Raw genomic sequence first — 12,983 nt, forward strand, 5'->3', positions numbered from 1 at the left:
ATCATTTACTTAACTCATCTATTGTTAACGTCCTAACTTTGACATATCCAGTAGCATCCGTTTCATCAGAAACAACTAAGCCAATGGTATTGGTCCTTATGTAATTAAATTTCTGGGTTAAGGCTGGTGTTCCCGAAAAGGTAATGCTTTCTCCAGCTTCATCAAGAGTGAATGTTCCCGATTTTATAACGGTTTTATTCGTTTGGATATATTTTCCATCAGCACTAAACACCAAGGTATCTACAGGATTATAAGCTGTTGTGTCCTTTCTTATGCCAAAACCATCTTCTATGGTTCTAATCTTGTACTTTAACGGCCATCTACCTACTAATTGTTGCAAGGCAGCTTGTTTGTCTGTAAGGACTTCTTTTTTACAGGCATAAAATGCAAGGGCAGTAAAAGCTAAAAGAATAGGTGCAATTTTAGATTTAGACATTTCAAAAGGTGTTTGTAGGTGTAAAGATAGAAATTAGTTCATTGGTTCAATAGCCCATTTGTTCATTGAGCTTGATACTTTAACAACTCAGCAATAAAATAATCCAACAATAGGTTTGTTTATCGTTTCACTTGTTTATTGGGGATCTTGTATTGGCAACAATTTAACAATTAAGCAATTCAACAATAAAACTTGACTTTTCTTATCTAATGATGATGCTATTTCTCAAAAAATCGTTGAGGTGTGAAAAAATATTTATATTTCAATTTCAAATCCCAATTAAATGAAGCATATTTTATCCAATTTAACTTTTCAGGTTTTAGTAGCCATTGCACTTGGTATTTTGGTAGGGGTTTTACATCCTGGTTTTGCATCATATGCAGAGCTGATTAGTAAAAGTTTTATCAATATGATTAGTATGCTCATTGCGCCAATCATATTTTTTACCATCGTATTAGGCATTGCACATATGGGCGATATGAAAAAAGTTGGCAGGGTTGGTGGCAAGGCTTTACTTTATTTTGAGATTGTAACCACACTAGCCATTGTCATCGGCTTAGTGGTGGCCAACTTATTAAAACCTGGCGTTGGTGTAAATGTGCCAGCAGGCGATGTTTCAAAAATTGCGACTTATACCGCACAAGCCGGAGAAATTAATTGGCTAGAATTTATAGCGCACATTATCCCGAAGAATATTTTTGAAGCTTTTACCAAAGGTGAAATCCTGCAAATTTTGTTTTTTGCCATTTTATTTGGCTACGGATTAAGCAAAATGGGGGAGGCTGGTCATTCTGTTATTGCAACATTTGATAAGATTTCTAAAGTGTTATTTAACATCATGAAGGTAGTGATGCGTGTGGCGCCAATTGGTGCTTTCGGCGGAATGGCTTTTAGTGTTGGTAAATACGGCTTGGGTACTTTATTGCCAATGGCGAAGTTAATGGGGGCTGTTTACTTAACTTGTTTCCTGTTTATTTTTGTGGTTTTAAACGGCATTTGCCGATATTATAAGTTTAGTCTGTGGCAATATCTAAAATACATCCGTCAAGAGATTTTAATTGTCTTGGGCACCTCATCATCAGAATCGGTGCTGCCAAGTATGATGAAGAAGATGGAAGATATAGGTTGTGATAAATCTGTGGTTGGTTTAGTTATCCCTACAGGTTATTCTTTTAATCTCGACGGAACTGCAATTTATCTAGCAATGGCGGTTATCTTTTTAACTCAAGTTTTTAATATCGACTTAACCTTGATGCAGCAAATTTCTATCATGGCAGTTTTAATGGTTACCTCAAAAGGTGCTGCGGGCGTTACCGGAAGTGGGTTTATTGTTTTGGCAAGTACATTAACGGCCTTAAAAATTATGCCTGTAGAACATATTGCTATTTTGTTGGGTGTAGATAGATTCATGAGCGAGGCAAGGGCAATTACCAATATGATTGGAAATGGAATAGCAACAATTGTAATTGCCAAAAGCGAAAATGAATTTGACCAAGCTAAATACTTAAAAGCAATTAGCCCTGCAGCAATAGAAAAAGCAGAAGAGGAACATTTTTAAAGAGAGTCCTGAGTCTTCCTTGGGTTGGTGTCCTCACCAACCAATAACTATTTTGAGTTTTTAATTTGTTAGAAAAGCAGGAGCAGCTCACAGATTAAAGTTAGTCAGGCTGTTCGTTGCAATCTTTTTTGTCCTTCACTTCGACTTCGCTCAGTGCAAGCTCGCTCAGGATGACAAAAAAGGATTTACACTGCTTCCGATAGATATCGGGACCCATTTAGTTAACTTAGGTTGGTGCAACTATTATTTCCTTGTTTGGTGGCTCAGCAACCAATGTCCTATCCCTATGTTTCCTATGTCTCTATGTGGTAAACAAAACCCAACTACTTTTTCTCGTAAGCTATTAAAATAACTAAATCATTATCTGGGTTGGGCGCTATCCCGTGAGAGCTTCCGGGTCTGGTTAAAATAGCGTCGCCAGGTTTTACAGGAAATGTCTCGCCATTCATTTTCATTTTGCCATTACCACTAATTACATAATAAATCTCATCTTCCTTTTGCAGGTGGTAACCTATTGACGAACCAGGTTTTAATGTCCTTTTCCTGAAAACAGTTTTTAAGCCTTTAGCATTTGCAAAAAAGTTAAACCCAATTGTTTTCCCGCCACCATTGTGCGTACCAGGTTCTTCCTTGGCAACATCCTTATCATTTTGAAGAATAAATTTACTGGTATCTATGGTTTGTGATTTGGCTGAAAGATTAAAAGCAAATAGAAATGCTACAAAGAATAAAACAGAATAGAAGCCATTTGAAATTTTCATAGGTGTAATTTTGGTTGCGATAAATTTAGGCATTTTGTTTTTTACTTGCCAAAAGCATCAACCTTTGTTATATAAACCTGATTGAAGCGATAGCTCTTGAGCTGAAAGCGAAAAGACTAAAGCTGAAAGCAGGACTACATTTCCCTAAGAATTACTGACACTGTTTTTCAAAATCTCAAATTTATACCAGTTTACTATTGTTAAATGTTTAAACAAATAACTCCATCTGTGTTTTCTTAGCAAAAAGACATGTGGTTTTCTTCCTAATCTCTTTCGCTTCAGCATCGTAAAAAGGTAATAAAAGGTTAATAGTTACGACGGACTTTAGACGGACTTGGTTCGGACCTTGTTCGGACTTGTGACAATTGAATCCGAGCAAACTGCGTCTTAAGTACGAATGAAGTGCAAGCTATTAGTTAAGCTGATATAAACCTGTTATTATTCTTTCATTAATCAAATAGGTTTTGCTTAATAGTTGTTATAACTCATTTGTTTAAAAGTGGCTTAGGTGGTTCCTTAATAGGGTGATTAATGCATTCTTATTCAAGAATGATGACTATCTCATTCGCTCATTTTAACCCCATCTTCCATCTCATATCTTCCGTTTTCCATTTTTTACATAAATTATTTAATTATCTGTGTTTTGCAGTTGACATTCTATTTCAATTAGCTTAAGTTTGCAACACAAAAAATAGATATAATGAGTGTTTTAGTAAATAAAGATTCTAAAGTAATTGTTCAGGGTTTTACAGGTAACGAAGGTACTTACCATGCTGAGCAGATGATAGCTTACGGTACAAACGTTGTTGGTGGGGTAACTCCTGGTAAAGGCGGTCAAACGCACTTAGATAAACCTGTGTTTAACACGGTAAAAGATGCAGTTGATAAGGCTGGCGCTAATGTGTCTATTATATTTGTTCCACCTGCATTTGCTGCAGATGCAATCATGGAAGCTGCAGAAGGTGGCATTAAAGTAATTGTTTGTATTACAGAAGGTATCCCAACAAAGGATATGATCGCTGTAAAATCTTATATCAAAGGAAGAGATTGCCGTTTAATCGGTCCGAATTGTCCGGGTGTAATTACTGCTGATGAGGCTAAAATTGGTATCATGCCAGGTTTTATCTTCAAAAAAGGTACAGTTGGTGTGGTTTCTAAATCAGGAACTTTAACTTACGAAGCGGTAGATCAAGTTGTAAAAGCTGGCTTAGGTATTACAACTGCTATCGGTATTGGTGGTGATCCAATTATCGGAACAACTACTAAAGAAGCGGTTGAATTATTAATGAACGATCCGGAAACCGAAGGTATCATCATGATTGGTGAAATTGGTGGGGGAATGGAAGCTGAAGCTGCATTGTGGATTGCAGCAAATGGTACTAAGCCTGTTGTTGGTTTCATCGCTGGTCAAACTGCGCCTCCGGGACGTAGAATGGGTCACGCTGGAGCAATTGTTGGCGGTGCTGATGATACTGCTGCTGCAAAGATGAAAATCATGGCTGAGTGCGGAATTACTGTGGTTGAAAGTCCTGCAGAAATTGGTGCTGCAATGGCTAACTTGTTGAAGAAATAGATTTCTAACCAAATATAATTTAAGAAGCGTTTCACATTTTGTGGAGCGCTTTTTTGTTTTGTAGATGTTTTACCACAAAGGCACAAAGAACACAAAGCTATTTTATTAGGTTTTTCCCGCTGATTACACAGATTGCGCAGATTTATTTTTGTTCTGCGTAAATCATTTTCATCTGCGGGGTTAATTTAGTCGCTTTCCCTATTAACTATCGTCTCTCAATCATCAACTTGCTTTTCTTTGCGAACCTTCTTTTCGTCGCGGTTAACCAGACTCAAGACTGCAGACTTTAGACTAAAGACTATCTTCAAACCTTGACGCTCAAATGAAAATCAAAAACCAATTATTAATTATATTTGTATAGGTTAGAAGTAAATCTAAGCGTTGTTAAAAAGCGTATATCTACTTATAAATTTAACACACATGAAAACCATGATTAATAAAACATTAATAGCTTTATGCCTGTTAGTTTCAACAAGTGTAATTGCTTGCGCACAAAAACAAGAAAAAACACCTCCCTCTAAAACTAGTAAAATGGAATACAATAAATTAACAAAAGAAGAAGAAGACGTAATTGTTCGTAAAGGTACTGAATGGGCTGGTACTGGTAAATATGATAAGTTCTTTGAAAAGGGAACTTACATCTGTAAACGCTGTAATGCGCCATTGTATAAATCAGATTCGAAGTTTGATGCACACTGCGGTTGGCCAGCTTTTGATGATGAAATTAAAGGTGCCGTAAAAAGACATACGGATGCTGATGGGCAACGTACTGAGATCGTTTGTGCTAAATGCGATGCACACCTTGGTCACGTATTTATTGGCGAAGGCTTAACAGCCAAGAACACTCGTCATTGTGTAAACTCTATTTCAATGGTGTTTGTGCCAGATAAAAAATAAAATCAATTGAATTGATTGGGAAATGCCTTAGTGAAAACTAGGGCATTTTTTTGTGTTTGTGTTTCTGATGTGCGCCGATTCCAAATTGATAATAGAGCGAAGAATTTATAGGTAACAATTGCTTAAAATCCCGATAAAAAATCATTTTGTATATTTGGCGTCGTTATTGCAATAGCTAAACCAAATATTAATATTACTTATGAAGTTTTTTCTATTCTTAATTTTTGCCTCGTTTTCAGTTAGTGCTCAGCAAGCCATACTTACAAAAGCACCAGACAGTACCTCTCAAATTATATTTACAACTTACTACGCAAAAAAGTTCGAAGGAAGGAAAACCACAAGTGGGGAAAGATATCGCGGAGCAAAATTTACAGCAGCACATCGCACACTTCCATTTGGTACAATGATTACTGTTAGGAACATTGTCTCTGGTAAAACTGTAACAGTTAGGGTTAATGATCGTGGACCATTTAGTAAGAAGTTTTCTTTAGACTTATCACAGTCAGCAGCCAAAGCCTTAGGTATTTACAGGCTAGGTTATGCGAGGGTAGAGATCAGTTATCCCCGAACAAAATAATTCTGAAATATTGGCTGTTACAACTCATTTTTTAAAATTATTAACACTCAATTTTTTTTGCTAAGTGCTTAAAAAGAAATAATTAGCTTTTTTCTAAGTTGTTTATGACAGATTTCTGATGAAAAAATCGTCATATACCCACAACATGTTAACAACTTTAGAACGCAAAAAATCGTTCAACTTCTATATTTGTTAAACAAAGTTCTTTAAAACAAACCACTCAAAATATTATTTAAGTACTTAATATTTAGTTGATTAAAAAGCGTGTTAATTCAACGTTTTTCAAAAATCCTAAAAACTAAATATTTTTTGTTGGCGGCTATATTTTGAAGAACAAAGTTTAAGGGAAGCATTCTAAAAGTTAAAAATCATACCTATGCAAGAAGAGTTATTACTAAAGGAAAACAAAGACCGCTTCGTTCTTTTACCGATTAAGTATCCTGAGATTTGGGAGATGTATAAGAAAAGTGAAGCAAGTTTTTGGACGGCAGAAGAAATTGATTTGTCTGATGACCAGAAACATTGGGATAACTTAAACAGTGGCGAGAGACATTTCATCTCTCACATTTTAGCTTTCTTCTCTGCAAGTGATGGTATTGTGAATGAAAACTTGGCTGTAAACTTCATGAGTGAGGTTCAATTGCCAGAAGCTCGTTGTTTTTATGGTTTCCAGATCATGATGGAAAACATCCATGCTGAAACCTACGCTTTGTTAATTGATACTTACATCAAAGATCCAGATGAGAAAGATCGTTTGTTCCATGCTATTGATACTGTTCCGGCAGTAAAAAGAAAAGCAGAATGGGCGTTACGTTGGATTGATAATGGAAACTTTGCAGAACGTTTAGTCGCTTTTGCAGCAGTAGAAGGAATTTTCTTTAGCGGTAGTTTCTGCTCTATCTTCTGGTTAAAGAAACGTGGTTTAATGCCAGGTTTAACTTTCAGTAATGAGTTAATTTCTAGAGATGAAGGTATGCACTGCGAATTTGCTTGTTTGCTTTACAGCATGTTGGAGAATAAATTGTCTCAAGAACAAGTTCACGGTATCATCAAAGATGCTGTAGAAATAGAAAAAGAATTTGTAACCGATGCACTACCAGTTAACTTAATTGGTATGAACGCTAAGTTAATGCAACAGTACATTGAATTTGTTGCAGATAGATGGGTTCAAGAATTAGGTTATACCAAAATATACAACGCCACAAATCCATTCGATTTTATGGAGATGATTTCCCTACAAGGAAAAACCAATTTCTTTGAGAAACGTGTGGGCGATTACCAAAAAAGTGGTGTGCTAACCTCAACTGAAGATAAAGCTGCGGCTTTCTCATTAGATGATGATTTTTAGGCCGAAAGCTTAAGGCAAAAGACTAAAGCAAGAATACTATAAAGTTAAAACAGAAGGTTAGGGAGCTGTTTTACCAAAATAATAAAATACTATTTATAAGATTTAACATGTTCGATTTGTTTCAAATCTCACATCTCAAATCTAAAATTTGATGAAAATATGTTTGTACTGAAAAGAGATGGCCGCCAGGAAGCGGTAAAGTTTGATAAGATAACAGCTCGTATTGAGAAGTTGTGTTATGGTTTTAATGCTGAATTAGTTGATCCGATTGATGTTGCTAGAAAAGTGATTGAGGGTTTATATGACGGTGTTACTACTTCAGAACTTGATAATCTTGCAGCAGAAACAGCAGCTTCCCTAACTACAAAACACCCAGATTATGCCTTGTTGGCATCGCGTATAGCGGTTTCTAACTTGCATAAAAACACATTAAAGTCGTTCTCAAAAACGATGGAAATGTTGTATACCTATATCGATCCTAAAACAGACAAACCATCTTCATTAATTGCAGATGATGTTTGGGAAGTGATTAAGGAAAATGCTGATATCTTAGACAGTACCATCATTTATGATAGAGATTTTGGTTTTGATTATTTCGGTTTCAAAACTTTAGAAAAATCTTACTTATTAAAAGTTAATGGGCAAATTGTAGAACGTCCACAACATTTATTTATGCGTGTATCTGTTGGTATCCATAAAGGAGATATCGATAGCGCCATCAAAACTTATAACTTAATGAGCGAGCGTTGGTTTACACATGCTACACCAACCTTATTTAACGCTGCAACGCCTAAACCTCAAATGTCATCATGTTTCTTGTTAACCATGCAAGATGATAGCATTGAAGGGATTTATGATACTTTAAAACAAACTGCCAAAATCTCTCAAAGTGCTGGTGGTATTGGTTTAAGTATTCACAACATTCGTGCTACTGGTGCTTACATTGGTGGTACAAACGGAACTAGTAATGGTATCGTACCAATGCTAAAGGTGTTTAACGATACAGCTCGTTATGTAGATCAAGGTGGAGGTAAACGTAAAGGTGCTTTTGCTATTTATTTAGAGCCTTGGCATGCAGATATTTTCGCATTCCTAGATTTGCGTAAAAACCATGGTAAAGAAGAAATGCGTGCTCGTGATTTATTCTATGCACTTTGGATTTGCGACTTGTTCATGCAACGTGTAGAAGATAATGGCGATTGGAGCTTATTCTCTCCAGATGAAGCACCAGGCTTAGCAGATTGCCATAGTGAAGAGTTTAACGAACTATATACCCGTTACGAAAAAGAAGGTAGAGCTCGTAAAACAATCAAAGCTCAAGAACTTTGGTTCGCTATTTTAGATGCACAAATAGAAACGGGTACTCCTTATTTGTTGTATAAAGATGCTGCAAACAGCAAATCTAATCAGCAGAACTTAGGAACTATTAAAAGTTCTAACTTGTGTACAGAAATTATCGAGTACACTTCTAAAGACGAAGTCGCGGTTTGTAACTTAGCTTCATTGGCTTTACCAAGATTTGTAATCAACGGTGAGTTTGATCACCAAAAATTATATGATGTAACTTATCAAGCTACTTTAAACTTGAATAAAATCATCGATTATAACTACTACCCAGTAATAGAAGCGCAAAACTCTAACTTCCGTCACCGTCCAGTTGGTTTAGGTGTACAAGGTTTGGCAGATGCATTTATCTTAATGCGTTTACCTTTTGAGAGTGATGCTGCTAAAGAATTGAACAAAGAGATTTTCGAAACCATTTATTTTGCTGGTATGACAGCATCGGCTGATTTAGCTGCTAAAAATGGTGCTTACGAAAGCTTTAAAGGTTCTCCGCTATCTAAAGGTAAATTCCAATTCGACCTTTGGAATGTGAAACCATCTAGCAATCGTTGGGATTGGGAAGCTTTACGCAAACGTGTAGTTAAAACCGGTGTGTACAACTCATTATTAGTTGCACCAATGCCAACTGCATCAACTTCTCAGATTTTAGGTAACAACGAATGTTTTGAGCCATATACTTCAAATATTTACACGCGTAGAGTATTAAGTGGTGAGTTTGTGGTAGTTAACAAACACTTGTTAAAAGACTTAGTTTCTTTAGGCTTGTGGAACCCACAAATGAAAGATAGAATTATCTTAGCTAACGGTTCAATCCAAGACATAGCAGAAATTCCAGATTACATTAAAGAATTGTACAAAACAGTTTGGGAGATTAAAATGCGTAACATCATAGATATGGCTGCCGATAGAGGTGCTTATATCTGTCAGTCGCAATCGCTAAACTTGTTTATCAATGCGCCAAATACTTCAAAGCTAACTTCAATGCACTTCTACGCTTGGAAAAAAGGATTGAAAACTGGCATGTATTATTTACGTACACAAGCTGCTTCTCAAGCTGTTAAATTTACAGTAGAAAACCAAGGTGGTAAAGCAATAGAAGCTATAATTCCGGCAGAAATGACGCAAGACCAAGTTGCAGAAGAAATTGTGGACGGGCCAACTTGTTCAATGGAAGACGGTTGCATTAGCTGCTCTGGATAACCCCTAAATCCCCTAAAGGGGACTTTTGGAAACGCAATATTAATGTAAGGTTCTGGGCATAAAGTTCAGAACCTTATTTTTTGTTCTTATTTTTGTGAACTGCTAATGCACAAATGTTGAGCGAAGCGAAATCCCGATTTATCGGGAAACAATTGAACCAATGAACTCTTCTTCTTCCCATAGCAAACACGAAATCATTCCCTGCGAACGCTGCGCAACTGCTATTGAATGTAAGGCAAATTCTTATACCAAATGCCAATGTAGCGTTGTTCAGCTAAGCATTAACGAAGTTCAGCATATCTCAGAATTGTATGATGGTTGTTTGTGCGCCAAATGTTTATTTGAGTTACAGCAAGAATATAGAGATAGTTTGGTTTAGTTAGCCTTTTTATCGGCTTCCTTAAGTTTTAATTGGGTATTAATTAGAGAATCTAGCTGGTCGTAATCTGGCTTCTCAGGATAGTATAGCTTTGGTTCTGGACACTTTCCGTCCGGACACATTGTCCAATCTATAATAACTTTCGACGAATCATTCTCATAACTTACAACCATAAAACTGTTCCTGCTTTCGGCTAATAAACTAGCACTTTTTTTATTTTTATTTGGCTGTAACGAAACCACAAAAAGATGTTTACCAGTAAGAACTTCTCTGACAAATTTAGCCGGATTGCCCTCTGAAATAAGTCGTTGTTTTTTGATGAAACTAAGTGTGGTAAGCCCCGACACAGTAACAACTGCGTAAATAAGAATTTTAATTTTCATTAAAGCGTGTTATTATATTTCTTTAAAAATAATGAAAAATATAGAGAAAAAATTACGAAGCTTATTTTGACATTGATAAAGACTTCGTAAGTTTAAATCATAGCGGTACAAACCTGCGTAAAAAAAACTGCATTGAAGTGACATTTCCAGATTTTTCATCTGGAATACAGCGTATAGCCAGACTAACATTAATCTAACTTCAGTATTTGTGCCAAACACTCCCTTTGAGCTTTCTAATCCTTTCCCAATAAAGGTTATTAACAATTTTGAACTTTAATCTACCGCACTTGCAACTCAAATTCTAAAATGTCAAATTTTATGGTTTTTTGACACTTAGACAAGCCATTTAAAGAAATGTCAAGTACAGGTGGCGGTTTTGTAAAAGTATTCCTTAGATCAGCTTTGAGGGCTTAAACTCAATGGAAATATATATTCTAAATAGTTGTGAAATAGTGTAACAAAGCATTTAATTTGGTTTCTATATGATGCTTGATAAATGAATTATCTGGTATAAAAACATAAAAATAAATATAATATGGAATCGCTCATTTTAAATTACTGGTGGGTTTTAGTGGCACTGATGTGCATAGTTTTATACAAATATATTTTACGTTTCTTATTCGGGATGGTGATTGTTCCAGAAGATAGAATTGGCTTAATCACAAAGAAGTTTGTATTGTTTGGTTCGGATAAAGAATTGCCAGACGGACGAATTATTGCTGTTAAAGGCGAAGCTGGTTTTCAAGGTAAAACACTAGCGCCAGGTTTATACTTCGGGATGTGGTTTTGGCAATATAGCGTTACAATGGAACAATTTACCATTATTCCTGAAGGGCAAATTGGTTTAATTATGGCAAAGGATGGGGCTGAGATACCAACAGGAAATATTTTAGGTCAGCGGGTAGATTCTGATAATTACCAAGATGCTGTTAAATTTTTAGAAAACGGCGGGCAGCGTGGTCGTCAAACAGCATATATTACTTCTGGTTCATACCGTATCAATACCATGTTGTTTCAGGTTTCTTTAACCAATATGATTCGTATCCAGGAAAGTATGGTTGGTATTGTTACTACTTTAGACGGTTTACCTATCGAAGCCAATCAAATAGCAGGTAAGTTGGTAGACGGACATAATAATTTCCAAGATTTTGATGCCTTTATCAAAACTGGGGGTAATAGAGGTTTGCAGCCGCAGGTTATTTTGGCTGGTTCGTATAACTTAAATCCCTGGGCAATTCAAATGGAAGAAATACCAATGACAGAAATTGCGATTGGTTATGTTGGGGTAGTTATTTCATTTATTGGTCAGGATGGTAATGACCTAACTGGTGCAGACTTTAAACATGGTAACATTGTTGGAAAAGGTTCAAAAGGAGTTTGGCTAGAACCACTTGGTCCGGGTAAATACCCAATTAACAAATACATCATGAAAGTAGAGTTGGTACCAACAACAAACTTGGTTTTAAACTGGGCATCTGCTAGGAGCGAGGCCCATAACTTAGATAAGAATTTGTCTACCATAACTGTTCGTTCTAAAGATGGTTTCCCTTTCAATTTGGATGTTGCTCAAATTATCCACGTTCCAACTACAGAAGCACCTAAAGTAATTGCCCGTTTTGGTAATATGGTTAACTTGGTTTCTCAAGTTTTGGAGCCAACCATTGGTAATTATTTCCGTAACTCGGCACAAGATAGTGATGTAATTGCTTTTTTAAGCACACGTAAAGAGCGACAAGAGTCTGCAAAAGAGCACATTAGAAAAGTGCTTGATGAGTATAACGTAAATGCGGTTGATACTTTGATAGGTGATATTGTTCCGCCAGAATCATTAATGAAAACATTAACTGACCGTAAGCTAGCAGAAGAAGAGCAAAAGACTTACCAAACCCAAAAAATGGCGCAAGAACAGCGTCAGGGTATGGAAAAAGAAACTGCGATTGCAGATATGCAGAAAGATATTGTTAAGGCTCAACAGAGTGTGGAGATTGCCGAACGTACTGCAAGTGCTACCGTTAAAAAATCTGAAGGTGATGCAGCAGGCGTGAAATTAGCGGTTGGTGCAGAAGCCGAAGCTACAAAAATGAGAGCTCACGCAGAAGCTGAGGCGACTAAAGCAAGGGCACAGGCAGATTCTGAAGCGATTAAATTGAGAGCCTCTGCTCAAGCTGAGCAAATTTCCTTGACAGGTTCTGCTGAGGCTGGTAAAATTTTAGCTGTGGGTAAATCTACTGCCGAAGCTTATGAGTTGGCTGTTAAAGCATTGGGTGGCGAGAACTTTACCCGTTATAAAATTACCGAAGAGTTATCTAAAGGTAATGTGAAATTAATCCCAGATGTGTTAATCGGAGGCAATGGTAACAATGGTGGTTCGGCTATGGACGGGCTTTTAGGCTTGAAATTAATGGAGTTAATGGATCCTGAAAAAAGAAAAGAAGTCGTTAAGGCGGTTGAAATTATTGAAAAGCCAAAAACAAAAAAGGATGATATAAATCCATGAAATGAATAGTAGAATAATTTAAAGGTGAGC

Annotated in this window: 11 protein-coding genes; 8 read left to right on the forward strand and 3 right to left on the reverse strand. The window is 36.4% G+C overall.

Annotation, left to right across the window (positions count from 1 at the left end; genetic code table 11):
• Position 1: 1 nt before the first annotated feature.
• Positions 2-436: a hypothetical protein gene (locus EZ428_RS20860; RefSeq protein ID WP_131555155.1), complete on the reverse strand. Its 435-nt coding sequence runs from the start codon at positions 434-436 to the stop codon at positions 2-4.
• Positions 437-719: 283 nt separating this feature from the next.
• Here EZ428_RS20860 and EZ428_RS20865 point away from each other — a divergent pair, with 283 nt between their 5' ends.
• The gene (locus tag EZ428_RS20865; RefSeq protein WP_131555157.1) at positions 720-1,994 is read left to right on the forward strand and encodes a dicarboxylate/amino acid:cation symporter; all 1,275 of its coding nucleotides are present in this window, start codon (positions 720-722) and stop codon (positions 1,992-1,994) included.
• Positions 1,995-2,317: 323 nt separating this feature from the next.
• On the opposite strand, the gene EZ428_RS20870 is transcribed toward EZ428_RS20865, so the two are convergent.
• Positions 2,318-2,755, reverse strand: coding sequence for a cupin domain-containing protein (locus EZ428_RS20870; RefSeq protein ID WP_131555158.1), 438 nt, complete (start codon positions 2,753-2,755; stop codon positions 2,318-2,320).
• A gap of 700 nt (positions 2,756-3,455) precedes the next feature.
• Here EZ428_RS20870 and sucD point away from each other — a divergent pair.
• The 6 genes from sucD to EZ428_RS20900 all read left to right on the forward strand — a co-directional run bounded on the left by sucD (position 3,456) and on the right by EZ428_RS20900 (position 10,073).
• Entirely contained in the window at positions 3,456-4,328 is an 873-nt protein-coding gene (sucD, locus tag EZ428_RS20875; RefSeq protein WP_131555160.1) for a succinate--CoA ligase subunit alpha, read from the forward strand.
• A 420-nt stretch (positions 4,329-4,748) separates the two neighbouring features.
• A complete protein-coding gene (locus EZ428_RS20880) occupies positions 4,749-5,225 on the forward strand; it encodes a methionine-R-sulfoxide reductase (protein ID WP_131555162.1) in 477 nt (158 codons plus the stop codon).
• A gap of 199 nt (positions 5,226-5,424) precedes the next feature.
• The gene (locus EZ428_RS20885; protein WP_131555164.1) at positions 5,425-5,802 is read left to right on the forward strand and encodes a septal ring lytic transglycosylase RlpA family protein; all 378 of its coding nucleotides are present in this window, start codon (positions 5,425-5,427) and stop codon (positions 5,800-5,802) included.
• 376 nt (positions 5,803-6,178) lie between these two features.
• The gene (locus EZ428_RS20890; protein WP_131555166.1) at positions 6,179-7,150 is read left to right on the forward strand and encodes a ribonucleoside-diphosphate reductase small subunit; all 972 of its coding nucleotides are present in this window, start codon (positions 6,179-6,181) and stop codon (positions 7,148-7,150) included.
• 159 nt (positions 7,151-7,309) lie between these two features.
• Positions 7,310-9,694 (forward strand): ribonucleoside-diphosphate reductase subunit alpha, encoded by a 2,385-nt coding sequence (locus EZ428_RS20895; protein WP_131555169.1) that lies wholly within the window; start codon positions 7,310-7,312, stop codon positions 9,692-9,694.
• 160 nt (positions 9,695-9,854) lie between these two features.
• Positions 9,855-10,073 (forward strand): cysteine-rich CWC family protein, encoded by a 219-nt coding sequence (locus tag EZ428_RS20900; RefSeq protein WP_131555171.1) that lies wholly within the window; start codon positions 9,855-9,857, stop codon positions 10,071-10,073.
• Here EZ428_RS20900 and EZ428_RS20905 read toward each other — a convergent pair.
• Positions 10,070-10,456, reverse strand: coding sequence for a hypothetical protein (locus tag EZ428_RS20905; RefSeq protein WP_131555173.1), 387 nt, complete (start codon positions 10,454-10,456; stop codon positions 10,070-10,072). The genes EZ428_RS20900 and EZ428_RS20905 overlap by 4 nt on opposite strands.
• A gap of 535 nt (positions 10,457-10,991) precedes the next feature.
• Here EZ428_RS20905 and EZ428_RS20910 point away from each other — a divergent pair.
• Positions 10,992-12,953 (forward strand): SPFH domain-containing protein, encoded by a 1,962-nt coding sequence (locus EZ428_RS20910; RefSeq protein WP_131555175.1) that lies wholly within the window; start codon positions 10,992-10,994, stop codon positions 12,951-12,953.
• The last annotated feature ends 30 nt before the right edge of the window (positions 12,954-12,983 follow it).

The sequence above is a fragment of the Pedobacter frigiditerrae genome (genome assembly GCF_004331645.1).
GTDB lineage: Bacteria > Bacteroidota > Bacteroidia > Sphingobacteriales > Sphingobacteriaceae > Pedobacter > Pedobacter frigiditerrae.